The sequence below is a fragment of the Cryobacterium sp. TMT4-10 genome, from assembly GCF_004403275.1.
In the GTDB taxonomy this organism is placed as follows: domain Bacteria; phylum Actinomycetota; class Actinomycetes; order Actinomycetales; family Microbacteriaceae; genus Cryobacterium; species Cryobacterium shii.
Genome location: NZ_SOGU01000019.1, coordinates 1 through 19931 on the forward strand (window position 1 = coordinate 1; position 19931 = coordinate 19931).

Sequence of the window (19931 nt, forward strand, 5' to 3'; positions counted from 1 at the left end):
GGGAGCGACCGGGGGAGCCGTCGGGGGAGCCGCAGCGCGCGCCGCCCGGCGCGCCCGGCCCCGGGGCCGCCGCGGCCCTCGACCGGCTTCTCCTCGCCACGGAACGGGACCGGTTCTCGCGGGCGGGCACTGCCCCTCGCACTGAACCTCGCCCTGAACTTCGCACCGGCACCGGTGCGGGCGATGACCAGGCCGCGGAACGGGCAGCCACGCAGGCATCGGCGCTGGTCGGGGACCTCGACCTGGTCGGGCGCGCCGTCCACGAAGGGTCGGCCCGGGGCATCCGTCTGAGGTCGCGGCTGCTGCCCGCGTCGCTGTGGCGGCCCGCAGCCGGGCGACAACGCGAACACCCAGCCGCGAACGCGTAGAATGATTCCCCGTGACTAAGTTCAAGAAGACCCCGTACAAGGTCGATGTGCGAGACCTGATCAACCGCCCGGGAACCATGCACGAGCGCCACCTCGAAATCGCCGTCCCGGAAGACCTCGGCGAAAGCCTCGTGGCCGTGAAAGCCGGCTCGACCCTCGTCGCCAATCTGCGTCTCGAGACCCTGCACGAAGGCATTCTCGTCTCCGCCCAGGTGTCCGGAATCGCCGCCGGAGAGTGCGGCCGATGCCTGATCGACGTCGAGTTGCCGGTCCAAGTCGAGTTTCACGAGCTTTTCGCGTACTCTCTAGACGAAGCTTATGAAAGTGAAGTTCAAGATGACCACGTGGATCTTGAACCTCTGATCAGGGATGCGGTGGTTTTGTCACTGCCGTTCCAGCCGGTTTGCCGGCCGGATTGCCCAGGTCTCGACCCCGAGACCGGTGAACGGCTTGCCGAGGCCCCTGAATTCGTACCCGAAGAAAAGCGCGATCCCCGGTGGGCCGCGCTGATGGAATTCCAAGCTTCCGAAAGCAGCGGCACGGATGAAGACATCCAGGCTGAAACGGATAGAGAAGAGAAGTAGTCATGGCAGTCCCGAAGCGCAAGCAATCACGCTCCAACACCCGCTCACGTCGTTCCTGCTGGAAGGCCGAGGCTCCCACCCTGGTCAAGACCATGGAAAACGGCAAAGTCGTCTACAGCCTGCCGCACCGCGCCAAGGTCGTCACCGACGCCGCCGGCACGGCGCTGTTCATGGAATACAAGGGCCGCAAAGTCGCCGACGTTTAAGTCGGTTGTGCTCGATTCTCTGATGCCGCGCCGACGGATGCCGGGGGACCCCATTGCGGGTTCCGGCCCGTGGAGTCGCGGCATCAGTGTTCTCGGCGGTCACTCGTGAGCGTCGCTCCCGAGATGTCGGCCCTGCTGGCGACGCTCGGCGTGCAGATCGATCCGGAACTGCTGGAGCTGGCCCTGACCCACCGCTCGTACGCGTACGAGCACGGCGGCGTGCCCACGAACGAGCGCCTGGAATTCCTCGGCGACTCGATCCTGGGGCAGGCCGTGACGGTCATGCTCTACCGGGCGTACCCGCGGCTCGACGAGGGTGACCTCGCCAAGCGCCGGGCCAGCCTAGTGTCGAGCGTCGCCCTCGCGGGCATCGCGCGCGGGATCGGGCTGGGCGGCTACGTGCGGCTCGGCCGCGGCGAGATCCTCACCGGCGGCCGCGACAAGTCGTCGATCCTCGCCGACACCGTCGAGGCGCTGATCGGGGCGGTCTACCTCGATTCCGGCGGTGAGGTCGCGACCGCGTTCGTGCTGCGCCTGATCGAGCCGCTCCTGAACGACCCGGGACACTTCGGCGTCTCCATGGACCCGAAAACGAGCCTGCAGGAGGCCGCGGCGCGGCTGGGCTCCGGGGCTCCGGTCTACCTCATCTCCGAGAGCGGCCCGGACCACTCCAAGGTCTTCATCGCCACGGTCACCGTGGGCATCGTCACCGCCACCGGCGAAGGCACGAGCAAGAAGCACGCCGAGATGGCTGCCGCGCTCGACGCCTGGACCCGGCTCAGCACCCCCTGACGCCGGCCGGCTGAACCGCGCGCATGCCCGAACTGCCCGAGGTCGAGGTCGTCCGCGCCGGCGTCGAACCGGCCGTCACCGGAGCGGTGATCGCCGGCGTCGAGGTCTTCGAGGACCGCTCGCTGCGCCGTCACGACCGCGCCCTGGGCCCCTTCGGCGAGCTGCTGCAGGGCCACCGTGTCCTCGCCGCCGTGCGCCGGGGCAAGTTCCTCTGGCTGCCGCTGGATACCGGGCGGGCACTGGTCGTGCACCTGGGCATGAGCGGCCAGGTGCTGCTGCGCAGCCCGGGCACGGATGCCGACGCGCAGCTTCGCATCCGTCTCGCCCTCGATCACCCGGACCACGGCGAGATCTGGCTCAACTTCGTCGACCAGCGCATCTTCGGGAGCATGGCCGTCGACACCATGGCGCCCACCAGGGACGGACTGCCCGCCGGCTTCTCCGGCCGGGCCGGCGGAGCGTGGTCGGGGCTGATCCCCTCGCAGGTCGCGCACATCGCCCGCGACCCGCTCGACGTCTCCTTCTCCGCTTCGTCGTTCCTGGCGGCCCTGGCCCGTAAGAAGACGGGCATCAAGCGAGCGCTGCTCGACCAGACCCTGATCAGCGGGATCGGCAACATCTACGCTGACGAGGCCCTCTTCGCCGCCCGCCTCCACTACGAGCAGCCGGCCGCGTCGCTCTCGCCGGCGAAGGCCCGCGTTTTGCTGGCCGCCGTGCGCAGCATCCTGAACCGCGCCCTCGCCGAGGGCGGCACCAGCTTCGACGCTCAGTACGTGAACGTGAACGGCCAGTCCGGGTACTTCTCGCACAGCCTGTCCGTCTACGGCCGGCAGGGAAAACCCTGCCCGGTCTGTGGCACCCCGCTCGTGCGCGAGCAGTTCATGAACCGCTCGTCGCACCTCTGCCCCCGCTGCCAGCGCCTGCGCTAAAGCCCGCCGCCCTAGAACTCTCCGCCCTAGAACTCTCCGCCCTAGACCCCGCTGCCCTAGAACCAATTCGACGGAGATTTTGCTCCCCACATGCCCAAAACGCCCGTTTCAGCCCAGATCGGGCAGAATCTCCGTCGAATTCGTTAGGGGCGGGGCCGCGCGTGACCGGGCGTCCCGGCGCCAGTCTCCCCAGCGACCACTGGCACGAAGCCGATCGCCTCGTTGACCGTGAGCAAGTGCCGGCTCTCCCCGGCCCTCTGAACCAATTCGACGGAGATTTTGCTCCAACGGGGCCCAAAACATCCGTTTCAGCCCAGATCGGGCAAAATCTCCGTCGAATTCGTTAGGGACCGCGCCTAACGGGGCGGGCGGGGTGAGTCCGGTACCGTGGGACAGGGCGGCGGTCGCGGTTGGCAAAGCGGGCGGAGCCTGTGGCTGGCAGAGCTCGCTGCAGTTGGCCGAGAAGGCCGCGGCCGGCAGCACGCGCAACGGAGCCTCGAGCGAAACGGAAAGGGTGGGCCGTGTATCTGAAGAGCCTCACCCTCAAGGGGTTCAAGTCCTTCGCCCACCCGACCACGTTCGCGTTCGAACCGGGCGTGACCTGCGTGGTCGGCCCCAACGGCTCCGGCAAGTCCAACGTCGTCGACGCGCTCGCCTGGGTGATGGGCGAGCAGGGCGCGAAAACGCTCCGCGGCGGCAAGATGGAAGACGTGATCTTCGCCGGCACGTCCACCAAGGGTCCGCTCGGGCGGGCGGCCGTGACGCTGACCATCGACAACACGGATGGTGCGCTGCCGATCGATTACACCGAGGTCACCATCTCCCGCACCCTGTTCCGCAACGGGGCCAGCGAGTACGCGATCAACGGGCAGACCTGCCGGCTGCTCGACGTGCAGGAACTGCTCAGCGACTCCGGCCTCGGCCGCGAGATGCACGTGATCGTCGGGCAGGGCCAGCTGGACGCCGTGCTGCGCGCCAGCCCGGAGGACCGGCGCGGGTTCATCGAGGAGGCCGCCGGCATCCTCAAACACCGTCGGCGCAAGGAGAAAACCCTCCGCAAGCTCGACGCCATGCAGGCCAACCTCACCCGGCTGAGCGACCTGGCCGGGGAGATCCGCCGTCAGCTCAAACCCCTCGGCCGGCAGGCCGAGATCGCCCGGGAGGCGCAGACGATCGCGTCCGTCGCCCGCGATGCGCGGGCCCGGCTACTCGCCGACGACGTCGTCGCCCTCCGCACGGCCCTGGACGCCCACGGGCGCACCGAGAGCGAACGGCACGCCGAACGACTGGTGCTGACCGAGCAGCTCGAGCAGAAACAACTGCGTCTGGAACGGCTCGAACAGGCGCAGATCGGCGACGCCGTCGACCAGGCCCGGCGCACCGGCTTCGGCCTCGAATCCGTGCAGGAGCGCCTGCGGGGGCTGTACACCCTGGCCAACCAGCGCCTCGCCCTGCTGGGCGCCCAGGCCGAACCCGCTGACGCCGGCCCGAGCGTGTCCGCGACCATGCTGACGGATGCCGCCGCCGAGGTTGCGGCCCTCGGCGACCGCATCACAGAGGCAGAGGCCGCCTGGGCGGCGGCGCGTGCGTCGACCGCCGCGGCCCGCAGCGAGCTCGACGCCCTCGACGAGGAGATCTCCGCCCAGGCGGTGCTGGTCTCAAGGCACGACCTCCGGATCTCCGAGCTGACCGGCCAGGCGGAGACGGCGGCGTCCCGGCTGGCTTCCGTGCGCGGTGAGGTGCTGCGCCAGCAGAACTCCCTCGACGCAGCCACCGGCCGGGTCACCGCCGCCGAGGCGCAGCTCGCCGCGCTGCAGGGGGCTGCTGAAGAAGCCGACGCCGACCTCGGCGAGGGCGCGCCGGCCGACACCCTCGAGCAATGCCGGGCCGCCGTCGTCGACGCGGAGGGCGAGGTCGAACGCGGCCGCGACGAGCTGCACCTGCTCGAGCGGGAACGGGACGCGCTCGCGGCCCGCGCGGGGGCGTTGTCCCTCGCCCTGGACCAGAAGGACGGCTCGTCGGCGTTGGTCGCCGCGGCGCTGACGGGCATCCGTGGGCTGGTGGCCGATCACGTGCGGGTGCACCCGGGCTACGAGGCCGCGATCGCCGCCGCCCTCGGGTCGCTCGCCGACGCCGTGCTCGCCGAGACCCTCGATGCGGCCTTCGATGCCGTGCTGCGCGCCCGGGCCGACGACCTCGGCCGGGTGGAGCTCGTCGTGGCCGACGCGGGTACCGAGCCGGGCGCCGGGCCGGCTGCCGAGACGATTGCCGAGGCGGGTGCCGGTCCGGTCGCCGGGCGTGGCGCGGAGCCACAGGACCTCCCTGACGGCCTGGTCTGGGCCTGCTCGGTGATTGATGCGCCCGCCGGCGTGCGTGGCCTGCTCGAACACACCGTGATCGCGGACGACCTCGACGCCGCACGAGCCGCGGCCCGAGCAACAGCCACAGCCACAGCCGCCGCCGGGACCATCGGCGGCCTAAACCGCGAGGCCGCGGGCCCACCGCTCACCATCATCACCCGAACGGGAGACGTGCTCAGCGAGTACGTGCTGCGCGGCGGCTCCGGCGCCAAACGCAGCAAGCTCGAGCTGGTCGCCGACCGCGATGCCGCAGCCGCAGCCCTCGGCGAGGTGACGTCCCGCATTGAGGTGGTCGGCCAGGACCTCGGCGACGCGCGAGCCCTGCTCCGCACCGGCAAGGAACAGGCCCAGGGCGCCCTCGCCCGGCTCCGCGCCTACGATTCCCGCCTGGCCGCCCAGGCCGACAAGACCAACCGTGCCACCGTGCAGGTCGAGGCGGCCACCGCCGAACGCAACCGGCTCTCCGCCGCCCTCCGCCTAGCCGGCGAGGCCGTGGCCGGAGCCGAGGCGGCGAGCGAGGCGGCCCGGACCGAACTCGATTCGATGCGGGCCCGGCCGCGCCCGGTCCTCGACTCGGGTTCCCGCGACCTGCTCTACGCCGCGCTCGAGGCCGCCCGCGAGACCGAGGTCGAGTCCCGGCTGCAGGTGGAGACGGCCCGCGAACGGGTGCGGGCCGCCCAGGCCCGGGCGGACGCCCTCGCCCGCCGGCGCGAGACCGAGCGGGCCGCGGCCGAGGAGGCAGCTCGCCGCGCCGTCATCCGTCGCCGGCAGGTGGCCGCGGCCACGGATGTCGCCCAGGCGCTGCCCCGGGTGCTCGCCGCCGTTGATGCCTCGGTGGCCGAGGCCCGGGTGCGTCTGGCGGGCGCCGAGCACGAGCGCAGCAGCCAGAACGAGGAGCTGGCGGCGCTGCGCCGGGACGACAACGCGCTGCGCACCCGCCTGCAGTCGGTCACCGAGACGGTGCACGGGCTCGAACTGGCGATCTACGAGAAGAAACTGCACCTCTCCGGACTGCTGGAACGCGCCGGCAGCGAGCTCGGCCTGGTGGAAGAGGTGCTCGTCGCCGAGTACGGCCCCGACCAGCCAGTCCCGGCGGACGACCCCAACGGAGAGGCCTCGAGCTTCGACCGTGAGGAACAACAGCGGCGCCTCGCCGTGGCCGAACGCAGGTTCGCCCAGCTCGGCCGCATCAACCCGCTCGCTCTGGAGGAGTTCGCGGCGCTGGAACAGCGGCACCGGTTCCTGACCGAGCAACTCACCGACCTCACCAACACCCGGCGGGACCTGCTCACGATCATCGAGGAGATCGACGAGAAGATGGGCGCCATCTTCGGCGCCGCCTTCGAGGACACCCAGGCGGCGTTCGCCGAGGTCTTCCCGGTGCTGTTTCCGGGCGGAAGCGGCAGCATCCGTCTGACCGACCCCGATAACCTGCTCACGACCGGCATCGAGGTCTCCGTCAAACCGGCCGGCAAAAAGATCGAACGCCTGTCGCTGTTGTCCGGCGGCGAGCGCTCGCTGGCGGCCGTGGCCCTGCTGATCGCGATCTTCAAGGCCCGCCCGAGCCCGTTCTACATCATGGACGAGGTCGAGGCCGCGCTCGACGACGCCAACCTCGGCCGTCTCCTGACCATCTTCGAGGACCTGCGCGCCGCCAGCCAGCTCATCATCATCACCCACCAGAAGCGCACGATGGAGATCGCGGATGCCCTCTACGGCGTTTCGATGCGGCAGGACGGGGTCTCGGCCGTCGTCGGTCAGCGCGTGGTGAAGGACGAGGCGCAGCTCGTCTGACCGGCGACGGCCGCGGCGCGGCGCGGGCTACACCGCGGCGCGGACTACACCGCGGCCAGGGTCACACCGCCTCCCGGGCTAGAGCGCGGCGAGCAGCGTGCCGCAGGCGTCCATGACGCGCCGGCAGGCCATGGTGCAGGTGAGCCACGACGGGTACAGCTCCGCCATCCGCTCGCAGGCCTCGACCGAGGCCGAGCAGGACTCGCGGCACGTCTCCAGCATGGCGATCGCGGTCGCTCCGTCGCTGTGCACATGCCAGGACAGCAGCCGGCTGGTCGCGGAGCACACCTCGATGCAGTCAAGGTCGGCCAGGAAGCAGTGGGTGATCTCACCGTTGCCCTCGAGGGCGAGGCAGGCGGCGGCGCAGTCCTCGCTCACCTGCACGAGCGCGACACAGGCCTCGACGCACCGGTTGATCCCGGTGCGCACGGACTCCTCCGGCCATGTGCTCGTCACCATGCCAACACAGTAGACCCGGGCCCCGCGCTTGTCGGGGGGGGGGTGCCCCTATGTTTTTGTCAAGCGGCGAGTTGATGGTCGGTTTGATAGAGGGTGCCGTCGCGGAGCATGGCGTAGAGGACGTCGCAGCGNGTCGGGCGAGGGCGATGAGGGCTTGGTTGTGGCGCTTGCCTTGGGCGATCTTGCGGTCGTAGTAGGCCCGTGAGACCGGGTCGCGAGGGCGGCGAAGGCCGAGAGGAATAGCGCCCGTTTGAGGATCTTGTTGCCTCGCCGGGAGGGATGTTCACCGCGGATGGAGCTGCCGGAGCGCCTGGTCACGGGGGCCAGGCCAGCGTAGGCGGCGAGGTGGCCGGCGGAGGCGAAGTCCTTGCCGGAGACTTCGGTGAGGAGTCTGGCTGCGGTCCTGATCCCGACTCCGGGCATGCTGATCAGGACGGGGTGAAGAGGGTGAGCCTCCACGAGCCGCTCGACTTCGACGGCGATCTCGTCCCGTTGCCGGCGGAGCGCGGCGAGCTGTTCGGCAAGCTTGGGGAGCACGATGCTGGTCGCGTTCGTGCCGGTGACCACGACGGTCTGCTCGGCCAGCGCCTGGGTAATCTCGTCCGCGAGGCGCCGGCCCATTCGCGGTGCCAACTTCAGCAGCCGGTTACCGAGTCGGGTTGGGCCAGCGGCCTTCATCGTCGCTGGCGTTGGGTAGCGCTGCAGCAGATCCAGCACCGCCGGATGGTCCAGGTGCGGGCCCAGGACCCGCTCCAACGCAGGGTGGATCTGGGTGAGCAGGCCCCGGATACGGTTGCTCGTGGCCGTGATCTGGCCGACGACATCGTCGTCGAAACCGCAAAGCATCGAGAGCTCAGCGACCTGCTCATCGGCCAGTTGCAGTGACCGCAGCGCGTGCGGGAGGCTCCTCGCGGCTTGGGCGATGATCGCGGCATCGCGGGCGTCGGTCTTGGCTTCGCCCGCGTGCAGGTCCGCGATGCGCCTCATTGCCAGCCCCGGCAGGTAGCCCACGAGCACGTCTTCGGCCTGGGCGACGGCGATCGGCAGGGCGCCGATGGTCGCGGGCTGATCGACGACGAACAAGACCTGGCCGTGTCGTTTCAGCTGCCCGATCAGCTCGCGGAGCTTCGCTTCGTCATTGGGCAGTGCCTTGTCGAAGAGTTGTTTGCCGGTCCGGTCGAGGGCGACCGCGTGGTGTTCTCCTTTGCCGACGTCCACGCCGATGAAGACGTCGACGCTGTCGTAGTTCTCGATCATGAATCCTCCGTCTCAGGTTCCAAAAGTCGGCCTGAACCGCGGCATCAAGTCTCGGCATCCACGTTACGAACGGCCTGGGACGAGTCCCGGTCCAGCCCCTATCAGCGATCACCTGATGCCAGTCAGGCCCGGTGACAACACCCCCCGGATCAGGGGCGACTGGGGGCAAGAACCATGCCGGGCCTGACAGGCTAACACCCTCACATAACTACACGATCAAGGGCTACGAAGAAAGTAACGGGGCGTGCCGTCGACCTTCCATTGGCCGTTCGGCCGGGAGGAGGGGCGGGGGCGACGCACGGGTTGTGCCGTCTCGGTCTGGCTCGGTGACACGATGGTTTCCTCCTCTGGGACGCGACGTGCGGCGAAAACGGATGCGCCGGGTGCGTGGGAGAAAACGTACCGAGGATGGGGGGTGGGCGACACCGGAGCCGTAACGGCCGGTCACGCGCCGTAGCGGTGCGTCACACAGTCGCGGACGAGGTCGCCGGGGGCTACGGTGCCCGGCGCCTTCCGGGGCGGATCGGCCTCAGAGCGCGCTGCGGTAGCGGCCGGTCACGAGCTCGACGAGCAGCCCGGGGGCCGGCTCGTTCGGCACCAGGAGCGGGCGCGTCACGACATCCGCCCCCGCCCGCTCGACCAGCCCCTGGAAGTATCCCGGCGCGAGCAGGTAGCTGCTCACGACGATGCGGCGACCCGGGTTCTCGATCCGCGCCGTCGTGACCGCGCAGGCCAGCCGCGGGGTGGCGGCGGAGAGGAAACCGAGGGTGACCTCCCGACCGGATGCCGCGGTGAGCCCCGCGGCGACGACCCGGCAGGCCGAGACCGCGCGGGGGTCGCTGGAGCCGGCGACCGCGAGCACCGCCACGTCCTCCTCCGCCACGTCCTCCTCCGCCAGGCCCGCTTCCTCGAGCCGGTGCCGGAGCAGGGCGATCAGCCGGTCGTCGGGGCCGAGCGCCGGTCCGAGCGTCACCTGACGCTCGGACCGGCGTCGACGGCCTCCGTGAGGTCCACGTGCACGTGGTACCCGGCCGACAGCAGCAGCGGGACCACGACGGCGGGCAGGCCGGCCGGCAGCGCGGCCAGGGTTTCCGGCGTGTCCGGATGCTGCACGTCGACGAAGCCGAGGGTGACGGTCAGGTCGGGATGCGCCTTGGCGACCGCGCGCATCAACCCGGCGACCGCGGCCTGGCCCGCGGGGGACGAGGTGCCGTGGGCGATGCCGACGAGGGCGGGGGAGCGTTGGATCGTCACCCCACCATTCTGCCGGTTCGTCCTTCTCCTGTGACCCCGGCGCTTATGATTGAGGTATACCGCCTACCCGATGGGAACACCTTCCGTATGACCGCGCGAGCCCCGTTTTCAGCACGTGACCGGGTCGACGGCACCGATGGGGCCCTCGCCGCCCGCGGAAGCGGAACGTCCTTCCGCGACACGCTCACCAGCTACTACTCGCTGACCAAGCCCGGCGTGCTCTACGGCAATGCGCTCACCGCCGCCGCCGGCTTCCTCCTCGCCGCCCGGGGCCAGGTCGACCTGTTCCTGTTCGTGGTGCTCTGCGTCGGCACCACGCTCGTGATCGCCTCCGCGACCGTGCTCAACAACGTGCTCGACCGCGACATCGACATGGTGATGGAACGCACGAAGAAGCGGGCCACCGTCACGGGGCGCGTGGGGGTGCGGAACGCGGTCATCTTCTCGATCCTGCTCTTCGTCTTCGGCATGGGCATGCTCGCCGCCTGGACGAACTGGCTCGTCGTCGTCGTCGGCCTGGCCGGCTTCCTCGTCTACGTCGTGCTCTACGGGATGCTGTCCAAGCGCCTGTCGATCCACGGCACCCTGGTCGGCAGCGTGTCCGGTGCCGCACCGATCCTGGCCGGCTACGTCGCCGTCTCCGGGGCCATCGACATCGGTGCGGTCCTCGCCTTCCTGGCGGTCTTCCTCTGGCAGATGCCGGAGTTCTACTCGATCGCCATCTACCGCCACGACGAGTACGCCAGCGCCGGCGTGCCGGTCATCTCGGTGGTGCGGGGCATCCGCAACACCACGATCCAGATCTTCGTGTACACGGTCGCCTTCGTCGTGTCGACGCTGCTGCTGCCGGTGTTCGGCTACGTGGGGTACGTGTACACGACCGTGATGGGCGTGCTCGGCGCCTACTGGATCTGGCTCGGCATCGTGGGCCTGCGCACCGGCGACCCCGCGCCGTGGGCACGCCGCATGTTCCGTTTCTCGCTGGTGATCATCCTGGCGCTGTGCCTGATGGTCTCGGTGGGCCCGGTCCTTCCCTAGCCGCGGTCCTTCCCCAGCCGGACAGGGCCTACTGGTTTCAGCTCGGGAGCTGCCGGTTGCTGCGGAACAGGCCGTCCGGGTCGACGGCGAGCTTGATCCGCCCCAGCCGGGCGAGGCTCTCCGGCGGCAACGCCGCGGACAGGTCCTGCCCGGGGACGAGGAACGTCGGCACAATGCGGGGTCCGCGATCTCCCGGACCGCGATCTCCCGGACCGCGTTCTCGAAGGGCCCGAAGACACTGCCCCGATCGATTCGGCGACTCGGGTCCAGCAGGACCGCTCCCGCGTAGACGAGGTACTGCGATTCGAGATGCCCGACGATGCCCGTGGCATCCGGGGCCGGATCGGAAATCGCGCCCCCGAGCGGCCGCAGCTCGAGCATGCTGATGCCGGCGGGGGTCGTTGCGGTGAACGCCTCGATCAGCGGGCCGAACCCGTCGTCGCCGAGTTCGCTGATGGCCGCGGTCCAGTCGAGGAACGGGAGAGGGTCGCCTGGTTCGGCCGAAACCTCGCCGAGGTGCCCGATTTCGAACGGTGCGGTCATGTCGGCGATGACGGGCGCCGTGGCCAGCAGCGGGGCGATCAGCGTGCGGGCGGCGTCGGCGTCGCCGACGAAGACGACATCCATGGTCGCGAAACCGTGGCCGCGCATGAGCTCCGGCACCACCTCCAGATCGGGCATGTTGATCAGCCCGGCGAAGATGGTCAGCTCGTCGGGTGCCGTCGCCATGATCGCGGCGAACCGCTCGAACACGACTCCCGCTGACTCGAGCGGGAACACGATCTTGCCTCCGAAGAGCGCGGGGGCGGGGTAGAGGTCGATCTCGATGGCCGTCACGATGCCGAGCAGACCGGCCGCGCCGCGCAGCCCCCAGAGCAGCTCGGCGTCGCCCTCGGCAGTGCTGTCCGCGACCACGCGTCGCTGCCGACCGTGCGCGTCGACAAGCTCGACCGCGCGGATGGAGTGGGCGGCGAGCCCCTTACACCGGCTGAACCAGGAGTGCCCGCCCGAGAGCAGGTACCCGGCGCAGGTCACGTCCGGGTTGGTACCGGCCAGGGCGATGAGGCCGGTTCCCTCGAGGCGGGGGAGCACGGCGCCCCATTTGGCGCCGGAGCCGATCCGGGTGAAGCGCTCTTCGACCTTGATGGTCACCTCGTCAAAGGCGGAAGTACGCACCAGGATGCAGTTGCGCAGGTCACTGTTCGCCCCGTGTCCGTTCGGCTGCACCGCGATTTCGTAGCCACCGGCACGGGCGGCGTCGATAATGAGTCGCACATCGTCGGCGCCTGCGGGAATGGCGACCGCGGCGGGACGTTGTTCGACGGCCCGGTTCCAGGGTGACCTCGCCTGGTCCTAGTCGGCGTCGCCCGGAAGGACCAGCCGCCCGTCCAGTGCCGCGGCGAGGGTGCGAAGGTGGGGATCCAACTCGTTGGTGTGTGGCACTGGCGTTCCTTTCTCCGTAAGAAACCGACTGCGGCTCGGTGCGTGCCCACCGATTATCGACCGAGGCACGCCGGAGACCAACCCCTGGGGCATCGGGCGCGCCGTAGGCTAGGCGTATGGCTGAACGCACCCCCTGGTCTCTCTCCGGCGCACTGCGCGGCATGTTCGCGAAGAAGCTCATCGACGATGAAACGTGGGACGACCTCGAAGACGCGCTCATCCAGGCCGATTTCGGTCCGAGCATCACGGAGGAGATCGTGGCCGACCTGCGGGCCAAGGTCGCCCGGTACAACACGACCGACCCGACCGACCTGCATCGGATGCTGCGCGAAGGCCTCGAGGAACGACTCTCCAAGCTCGATTCCACCCTCAACCTCAGCGCCCGGCCGGCCGTCGTGCTCGTCGTCGGGGTGAACGGCGTCGGCAAGACCACCACGATCGGCAAGTTCGCGAAGTTCCTCCGCACCTACGACCGCAGCGTGCTGATCGGTGCGGCGGACACGTTCCGCGCCGCGGCCGTTGAGCAGCTGGCCACCTGGGCCGAGCGGGCCGGCGCCGAGATCGTGCGGCCGCAGGCGCACGGCCAGGACCCGGCATCCGTCGCATTCCAGACCGTGCAGCGGGCCCTCGAAACGGGCACCGAGATCGTGATCATCGACACCGCCGGCCGGTTGCAGACCAAGGGCGGCCTGATGGACGAACTGACCAAGATTCGCAAGGTGGTCGAGAAGCAGACTCCCATCGCGGAGGTCCTGCTCGTGCTCGACGCGACGACGGGCCAGAACGGGCTCACTCAGGCCGAGGCCTTCATCGAGCACGCCGGCGTGACCGGCCTCGTGCTCACCAAGCTCGACGGCTCCGCGAAGGGCGGATTCGTCCTGGCCGTTCAGGAGAAGACCGGCATCCCCATCAAACTCGTGGGTCAGGGCGAGGGCATCAACGACCTCACCGGTTTCACGCCTCACGTATTCGCGCAAAAGCTCGTCGGATAGGACAGTCATGACCATCGAACACGATTTCTTCGGCATTCTCGGCAGCGACGACGAGGGTGAGGTGTACTGGTCGGACTTCGCCGAATTGGGCGACGAGGACGTGCAGATCGACCTCAGCTCGCCGGACGAGGCCTCGGTCTCGGCGGAGGCGCTCGACATCGCCGCGGCCATGGTGAACGCGCTCGAGGACCTCGACTCCGAGGCCCGCGAGTCGCTCGTGGCCGACCTCAGCAAGGAGGCCTCGGTGACCAGCGCCTACATCGAATCCGAACTGGAGGAGATGGATCCCGAGGCCCTCGAGGACGCCCTGATCTGGGATTCCGGTGACAAGCAGATCGACTTCCTGCGCTCCATCCAGCTGCAGCGGGTGGGCTTCCACCCCCACCACCACCGCAGCGAGGAGCACTTCGCCGTGCTCGAGTATTCGATCAGCCCGGATGAGACCGACGCGCTGCTCGTGGTCACGATCGACGTGCACGGCGACCCCGTGCTCATCGCGGTCGAGCAGTAGGGCAAACGCGACCTCGGCACGCGACAGGCCTGCGGACCGGTTAAACTAAACGCATAATGGCTACTTTTGGAAACCTCTCAGATCGCCTGGCCGAGACGTTCAAGAATCTCCGCACCAAGGGCAAGCTCAGTGCGGCGGATGTCGACGGCACCGTCCGCGAGATCCGGCGCGCCCTCCTCGACGCCGACGTCGCCCTCGAGGTCGTCAAGGACTTCACCGGCAAGGTGCGTGAGCGCGCCCTCGGGGACGAGGTCAGCAAGGCGCTGAACCCGGCCCAGCAGGTCGTGAAGATCGTCAACGAGGAACTCGTCGAGATCCTCGGCGGGCAGCAGCGCCGGCTCGAGTTCGCCAAGAAGCCGCCGACCATCATCATGCTCGCGGGTCTCCAGGGTGCCGGCAAGACCACGCTCGCCGGCAAGCTCGCGAAGTGGCTCGCCAAAGACGGCCACACCCCGATCCTCGTCGCCGCCGACCTGCAGCGCCCCAACGCCGTCACGCAGCTCGAGGTCGTCGGGGCCCAGGCCGGCGTGCCCGTGTACGCGCCGCAGCCGGGCAACGGCGTCGGGAACCCGGTCACGGTCGCCCGCGACGGCGTGAAGTACGCCCAGCAGAAGATGCACGACGTGGTCATCGTCGACACCGCCGGACGCCTCGGCGTCGACGCCGAGATGATGAAGCAGGCCGCGGACATCCGTAAGGCCATCGACCCGGACGAGGTCCTCTTCGTCATCGACGCCATGATCGGCCAGGACGCCGTGGCCACCGCCAGGGCCTTCCAGGACGGCGTCGACTTCACCGGCGTCGTACTCTCCAAGCTCGACGGCGACGCGCGCGGTGGTGCGGCCCTGTCCGTGGCCTCGATCACGGGCCGGCCGATCATGTTCGCGTCGACCGGTGAGAGCCTCGACGACTTCGAGCCGTTCCACCCCGACCGGATGGCGTCCCGCATCCTGGACCTCGGTGACATCCTCACCCTGATCGAGCAGGCGCAGGGCGCGTTCGACGAAGACGAAGCGCGCAAGATGGCGGAGAAGTTCTCCACCGACAGCTTCACGCTGGACGACTTCCTCGGCCAGATGCAGCAGCTGCGCAACATGGGCTCGATCAAGAAGATGATGAGCATGCTCCCCGGCGCCGGCGCCATGAAGGCGCAGCTCGACAACTTCGACGAGCGCGAGATCGTGCGCACCGAGGCCATCATCCAGTCGATGACCAAGGCCGAGCGCACCACCCCGAAACTGCTCAACGGCTCCCGCCGGCTGCGCATCGCCCGCGGTGCCGGCTCGACCGTGACCGAGGTGAACCAGCTCGTGCAGCGATTCGAGCAGGCCTCGAAGATGATGAAGACGGTCGCCAAGGGCGGCATGCCCAACATCCCCGGCATGGGGCCGGTCCCCGGTGGAATGGGCGGCGGCGGCGGGCGCGGCAAACCGCAGCCCAAGAAGAAGGGGTCCAAGTCGGGCAACCCGGCCAAACGCGCGGCGGAGAACCTGGCGATCGCGTCCGGCGAGAAGCCGGCCCTCGGCGCCGGCGTGAGCGGCGGCACGGGCTTCGGCCTCGGTGCCGGCGCGAGCGGGGGCTCGAAGAAGGCCGGCGGCCCCACCGAAGACGAGATGGCCGCTTTGCAGAAGATGCTCGGCCGGTAGCGCCCACGGCAGCGCCGCCGGTGACACCTTCGGCAGCGCCGCCGGGCGCCCCGGTGGCCGGTTTAGGATGAGCCCATGACCTCCTCCACGCCGTCCCCCCTGCCCTCGTCCACGGCCGGCCGGGTGCGCATCGGCGCGCAAATCGCGCCCCAGCACGCCACCTACGCGAAGATCCGGGAGACGGTGGCCGAGGTCGAGGCCCTGGGCACGGACGTGGCCTTCAACTGGGACCACTTCTTCCCGCTCTCCGGCGACAAAGACGGCCTGCACTTCGAATCCTGGACCATCCTCGCGGCCTGGGCCGAGCAGACCAGCACGATCGAACTGGGCGCCCTGGTCAATTGCAACAGCTACCGCAACCCCGACCTCCAGGCCGACATGGCGCGCACCATCGACCACATCAGCGGCGGCCGGTTCATCTTCGGCACCGGCTCCGGCTGGTTCGAGCGCGACTATGACGAGTACGGCTTCGAGTTCGGCACCGTCGGCGGCCGCCTGGACGCCCTCGAAGCGGACCTGCCGCGGATCGAGGCCCGTTGGGCGAAACTCAACCCGCCGCCCGTGCGCGACATCCCGGTGCTGATCGGCGGCGGCGGGGAAAAGAAGACCCTGCGGATCGTGGCCAGGCACGCCGACATCTGGCACTCGTTCTCCACCCCCGCGGTGCTCGAGCACAAGCTCGGGGTGCTGGCGGGCTGGTGCGACACGGTCGGCCGCGACCTGGCCGAGATCGAGATCTCCACCGAGCTGCGCGCCCGCACGGTCGAGGAGGCCGACCAGCTCTACGACCTCGGCGCGCGCCTGTTCACCCTCGGGCTCTCCGGCCCCCGCTACGACCTGGCCCCGCTCACCGACTGGCTGGCCTGGCGCGACAGCAAAAACGCGTAACAGCCCTTCCGCCGAGCCGTGAGTTTAGACCCTCTTTTTCGTCTGCGGAGGGTCGCAACTCACGGCTCGGCGCCGTTCCGGGCCCGCGCATTCGACGCGTCGCCAGCCATTGAGTGCCACGAGCAACGACCACAGCATCGAGACGTCGGGGTGGCTGATCCGCATGGTGCGGGGCAAACCCGAGGTGATGGCACCGGTCTGCCATGACGCGGCCCGGGGTTGGGTGCCGGGTCAGGACCACCTCGCACAGCGGGCCAGCGGTGCCGGCCGCGCCCGCGCCACGAAAACCCGAACCGCAGCCCGCGGGCATCCGCGAGTCACGGGTTCAGCGGAATAGTCGTGCCAAAGGCGGTCAGACGGCCAGGCCCAGGCCCGGGGCCGCGACCCGTAACCGACTGGCTAGCCTGGCGCGAATGCAAAAACGCGCTTCAGACATCCGCCGAGCCGTGAGTTCCGCCCCTCTTTCTCGCCCGGAAAGGGTCGCAACTCACGGTTCGGCGAGGTCTCGGCGAGGTCCGGGCCGGATCGCGGCCGCGATGCCTGTGCGCACGGTGAAGCAGCGGGTCTGCGCTGGCGGGGTACCGCGAGACGGGTCAGCGATCGCCGGACAGGCCGGTGCGCAGTTCCCGGCTGAGCGCCTTGACGACGGCTGGCAGGTCGCCGTCGTTGTCGTCGGCGATCCGGAGCTGGCGCTGGTAACTCGCGCCCCCGGAGATGATCCGGCCCAGCCCCAGCAGCTCGTCCAGGCAGCCCAGGCGCTCGGCGACGGGGGAGAGGGCGCCGATCAGCCGGTGCACGTCGTCGACGACCGGGCATTCCTGCCCGGCGGCATCCATGATGATCTGGGCGTCCAGTCCGTAGCGGGCTGCCCGCCACTTGTTCTCGCGCACGAACCAGGGCTGCATCGACGGCACCTCCTCGCCGTCGTCGAGCCGGGTGGACATCCACTCGACCAGGCACTGGATGAACGCGGCTATGGCCCCGAGCTCCTCGGTCGTGGACACGCCGTCGCAGGCGCGCACCTCGATCGTTCCCCAGCGCGGCGACGGGCGGATGTCCCAGCGCACCTCGGTCACGTCCTCGATCACGCCGGTGGCGGTCATGTCCTCCACATAGTGTTCCCAGGCCTCCCAGTCCTCCAGGATCCAGGGCAGGCCGGCGGTGGGCAGCTGCTGGAACATCAGCGCCCGGTTGGAGGCGTAGCCGGTGTTCACCCCGGCCCAGTACGGGCTCGACGCGGACAGGGCCTGCAGGTGCGGCAGGTAGCCGAGGAGGCCGTTCAGGATGGGGATGACCTTGGCCTTGTCCTCGATCCCTACGTGCACGTGGATGCCCCAGATCATCATGTTGCGGCCCCACCACTGGGTGCGCTCGATCAGGCGGTGGTAGCGGGCCTTGTCGGTGACCTCCTGGTCGAACCACTGGCCGAACGGATGCGATCCGCTGCAGATCAGGTCGACGCCCCGTGGATCCGTGATCGCCCGCACCTCCTCGACCTGCGCCGCCACGTCCGCGACCGCGCCGCCCACCGTGTGGTGCACCCCGGACACCAGCTCGACCGTGTTGAGCAGCAACTCGCCGGTGATGTGCAGGTGCGGCGCGCCGTCGGTCCCACGCAGCGCGGCGAGCACCTCGTCGGCCAGGCAGACCAGGTCTCCCGACTCCCGGTCGACGAGCGCGAGCTCCCACTCGATGCCGATGGTCGACCGCGATGAGCGGGCAAATTCGATTCCCACGTCCGGTCCTCCCGGTCTGGCGCACCCGAACGGGTGTGTTCAGACCCAATCCTGACAGCTATTCGCGCGTCGGTGCCACGGGCGGGGCTCGGGGCCGGTGGCATCGGCATCCGATTATCACAAAGAGGGTGATGTCTGACAGAATGGTTAGTCGAGTTCTCTTGCGTCCGACCCTCTACTCAGGCGCAGGAAGAAACCTTATTTGAGCTTGTGCCGAGTGTGCCCCCACGCTCACGGCCGTCAGTTCGCCAAAAATCAAATACACAGGAGAATTGTGGCTGTCAAAATTCGTTTGAAGCGCATGGGCAAGATCCGTGCACCGTACTACCGCATCGTTGTCGCCGACTCGCGCACCAAGCGCGACGGTCGCGTCATCGAAGAGATCGGCATCTATCACCCCACGCAGGAGCCCTCCGTCATCGAGGTCAAGTCCGAGCGTGCGCAGTACTGGCTGAGCGTTGGCGCACAGCCGACCGAGCAGGTTGAGGCTCTCCTCAAGCTGACCGGCGACTGGGGCATCTTCAAGGGCGACAAGAACGCCGTCAGCACCGTGAAGTTCAAGGAGCCGAAGGTTCCCTTCGTCGCCGACGAGAAGAAGAAGCCGGTTCTGAAGCCGAAGGCTGACAAGCCCGTCGTCAAGGAAGAAGCGCCCAAGGAATCCGAAGCTGCCGCCGAGGCAACCGAAGAGGACAAGGCGTAATTTTGCTTGCTCCCGCGCTTGAGCACCTCGTCAAGGGAATCGTTGATCACCCGGACGACGTGCACGTTGCAGCCCAGACTTCCCCTCGCGGCGAGGTTATCGAGGTTCGTGTGAACCCCGAAGACCTCGGTCGCGTGATCGGTCGCTCCGGGCGCACCGCCAAGGCACTGCGCACCCTCGTGGCCGCGCTGGCCGACGGCAAGCGCGTACGCGTTGACGTCGTCGACACCGATTTCTGAACTGGTAAATGAGTAGTTGGATATGAGTTCGGTGAACGACAGCACGACTCCGCGCAGCCAGTTGAGGGTGGGGCGCCTGACCAAGGCGCACGGCCTCAAAGGCGCGATCAAGCTCGAGCTGTTCACGGATGACCCGGGACGTCGTTTCGTCCCGGGCGCCGTGTTCACCCTGCAGGTGCCCACGGGTTCGCCCTGGCACGGCAAAAAGATCGAACTCGTCGAACTGCGCTGGTACAACCAGCACGCCGTCGGTTTCTTCAAGGACGTGCCCGACCGCGAAGCGGCCGAGGCCCTGGCGAAGGCCATCCTCTGGATCGACCAGGATGACGCGGAGCAGTCCGACGAAGAAGACGCCTGGTACGACCACCAGCTGATCGGCCTGGCCGTCGTGCGCGACGACGTGCAGATCGGCACCATCTCCCGGCTCGAGCACCTTCCCGCCCAGGACCTCCTGATCGTGAAGACCCCGGCCGGCGACGTGATGATCCCGTTCGTGAAGGCCATCGTGCCCTCCGTGGACATCAAGCGGGGCATCGTCACGATCACCCCGCCCCCCGGCCTTCTCGAGGAACTCCCCGAGGAACCCGAGGAATCCGACGAGGCCCTCGCGGCCGACGAGGCCCCCGCAGCGGACGAGGAAGCGGCCGAGAAGCCCTCCGACGTGCCCGCACCCACCGACACCGACGGCGCATAGACGCGACCCGTCCACCCCCAGGGGAGAGGCGCGCCGCGCCC

General features: G+C 69.1%; 20 protein-coding genes and 2 pseudogenes. 15 read left to right on the forward strand and 7 right to left on the reverse strand.

What is annotated here, in order from left to right:
• The 6 genes from E3T42_RS16605 to smc form a co-directional block, all read left to right on the forward strand.
• Positions 1-368: hypothetical protein (locus E3T42_RS16605; protein ID WP_198418086.1), on the forward strand; the 368-nt coding region annotated here is incomplete at its 5' end.
• An 11-nt stretch (positions 369-379) separates the two neighbouring features.
• On the forward strand, positions 380-952 hold the full coding sequence (locus E3T42_RS02245; protein ID WP_134365141.1) for a DUF177 domain-containing protein: 573 nt from the start codon (positions 380-382) through the stop codon (positions 950-952).
• Positions 953-954: 2 nt separating this feature from the next.
• Positions 955-1158: a 50S ribosomal protein L32 gene (gene rpmF, locus E3T42_RS02250; protein WP_066596228.1), complete on the forward strand. Its 204-nt coding sequence runs from the start codon at positions 955-957 to the stop codon at positions 1156-1158.
• Between the two features lie 123 nt (positions 1159-1281).
• Entirely contained in the window at positions 1282-1950 is a 669-nt protein-coding gene (rnc, locus tag E3T42_RS02255) for a ribonuclease III (protein ID WP_134365142.1), read from the forward strand.
• A gap of 23 nt (positions 1951-1973) precedes the next feature.
• The gene (gene mutM / locus E3T42_RS02260) at positions 1974-2879 is read left to right on the forward strand and encodes a bifunctional DNA-formamidopyrimidine glycosylase/DNA-(apurinic or apyrimidinic site) lyase (RefSeq protein ID WP_134365140.1); all 906 of its coding nucleotides are present in this window, start codon (positions 1974-1976) and stop codon (positions 2877-2879) included.
• A gap of 521 nt (positions 2880-3400) precedes the next feature.
• Positions 3401-7033 (forward strand): chromosome segregation protein SMC, encoded by a 3633-nt coding sequence (gene smc, locus E3T42_RS02265; RefSeq protein ID WP_134402387.1) that lies wholly within the window; start codon positions 3401-3403, stop codon positions 7031-7033.
• Between the two features lie 78 nt (positions 7034-7111).
• On the opposite strand, the gene E3T42_RS02270 is transcribed toward smc, so the two are convergent.
• From E3T42_RS02270 to E3T42_RS17195, 4 genes and pseudogenes are all read right to left on the reverse strand, one after another.
• Positions 7112-7492: a four-helix bundle copper-binding protein gene (locus E3T42_RS02270; protein WP_134368280.1), complete on the reverse strand. Its 381-nt coding sequence runs from the start codon at positions 7490-7492 to the stop codon at positions 7112-7114.
• 59 nt (positions 7493-7551) lie between these two features.
• Positions 7552-8749 (reverse strand): annotated as a pseudogene (locus tag E3T42_RS02275) (IS110 family transposase).
• 529 nt (positions 8750-9278) lie between these two features.
• Positions 9279-9722, reverse strand: coding sequence for a sirohydrochlorin chelatase (locus E3T42_RS02285; RefSeq protein WP_241975780.1), 444 nt, complete (start codon positions 9720-9722; stop codon positions 9279-9281).
• Positions 9719-10003: a sirohydrochlorin chelatase gene (locus E3T42_RS17195; RefSeq protein ID WP_241975781.1), complete on the reverse strand. Its 285-nt coding sequence runs from the start codon at positions 10001-10003 to the stop codon at positions 9719-9721. The genes E3T42_RS02285 and E3T42_RS17195 overlap by 4 nt, the downstream gene beginning before the upstream one ends.
• 87 nt (positions 10004-10090) lie before the next feature.
• Between E3T42_RS17195 and cyoE the strand changes: the two genes are divergently transcribed.
• Positions 10091-11041, forward strand: coding sequence for a heme o synthase (gene cyoE, locus E3T42_RS02290; RefSeq protein ID WP_160140999.1), 951 nt, complete (start codon positions 10091-10093; stop codon positions 11039-11041).
• 37 nt (positions 11042-11078) lie between these two features.
• On the opposite strand, the gene E3T42_RS02295 is transcribed toward cyoE, so the two are convergent.
• The gene (locus E3T42_RS02295; protein WP_134368278.1) at positions 11079-11213 is read right to left on the reverse strand and encodes an FAD-binding oxidoreductase; all 135 of its coding nucleotides are present in this window, start codon (positions 11211-11213) and stop codon (positions 11079-11081) included.
• Between the two features lie 137 nt (positions 11214-11350).
• Between E3T42_RS02295 and E3T42_RS02300 the strand changes: the two genes are divergently transcribed.
• Positions 11351-11806 (forward strand): hypothetical protein, encoded by a 456-nt coding sequence (locus tag E3T42_RS02300; protein WP_134402388.1) that lies wholly within the window; start codon positions 11351-11353, stop codon positions 11804-11806.
• 162 nt (positions 11807-11968) lie between these two features.
• Here the strand turns inward: E3T42_RS02300 and E3T42_RS17540 are convergent.
• Positions 11969-12340, reverse strand: a pseudogene (locus E3T42_RS17540) (FAD-binding protein); the annotation flags it as partial.
• 260 nt (positions 12341-12600) lie between these two features.
• On the opposite strand from E3T42_RS17540, the gene ftsY reads away from it, so the two are divergent.
• The 4 genes from ftsY (at position 12601) to E3T42_RS02325 (ending at position 16521) form a co-directional block, all read left to right on the forward strand.
• A complete protein-coding gene (ftsY, locus tag E3T42_RS02310) occupies positions 12601-13476 on the forward strand; it encodes a signal recognition particle-docking protein FtsY (RefSeq protein ID WP_134368277.1) in 876 nt (291 codons plus the stop codon).
• Between the two features lie 7 nt (positions 13477-13483).
• Positions 13484-13987 carry a DUF2004 domain-containing protein gene (locus E3T42_RS02315; RefSeq protein WP_134368276.1) on the forward strand — a complete coding sequence of 168 codons (504 nt, stop codon included), beginning with the start codon at positions 13484-13486 and terminating at the stop codon, positions 13985-13987.
• Between the two features lie 56 nt (positions 13988-14043).
• Positions 14044-15633, forward strand: a complete 1590-nt coding sequence (gene ffh, locus E3T42_RS02320; protein WP_134368275.1) for a signal recognition particle protein — start codon at positions 14044-14046, stop codon at positions 15631-15633.
• A gap of 75 nt (positions 15634-15708) precedes the next feature.
• On the forward strand, positions 15709-16521 hold the full coding sequence (locus tag E3T42_RS02325; RefSeq protein ID WP_134368274.1) for an LLM class F420-dependent oxidoreductase: 813 nt from the start codon (positions 15709-15711) through the stop codon (positions 16519-16521).
• A gap of 593 nt (positions 16522-17114) precedes the next feature.
• Here the strand turns inward: E3T42_RS02325 and E3T42_RS02330 are convergent.
• The gene (locus tag E3T42_RS02330) at positions 17115-18257 is read right to left on the reverse strand and encodes a glutamate--cysteine ligase (protein ID WP_134368273.1); all 1143 of its coding nucleotides are present in this window, start codon (positions 18255-18257) and stop codon (positions 17115-17117) included.
• Positions 18258-18531: 274 nt separating this feature from the next.
• Between E3T42_RS02330 and rpsP the strand changes: the two genes are divergently transcribed.
• Genes rpsP through rimM form a run of 3 tightly spaced genes read left to right on the forward strand, consistent with a single transcriptional unit; the run spans position 18532 to position 19890 of the window.
• Positions 18532-18957 (forward strand): 30S ribosomal protein S16, encoded by a 426-nt coding sequence (rpsP, locus tag E3T42_RS02335; RefSeq protein WP_134368272.1) that lies wholly within the window; start codon positions 18532-18534, stop codon positions 18955-18957.
• Between the two features lie 2 nt (positions 18958-18959).
• A complete protein-coding gene (locus E3T42_RS02340) occupies positions 18960-19196 on the forward strand; it encodes an RNA-binding protein (RefSeq protein WP_134402389.1) in 237 nt (78 codons plus the stop codon).
• Positions 19197-19218: 22 nt separating this feature from the next.
• Positions 19219-19890, forward strand: a complete 672-nt coding sequence (gene rimM, locus E3T42_RS02345) for a ribosome maturation factor RimM (protein WP_134368270.1) — start codon at positions 19219-19221, stop codon at positions 19888-19890.
• The last annotated feature ends 41 nt before the right edge of the window (positions 19891-19931 follow it).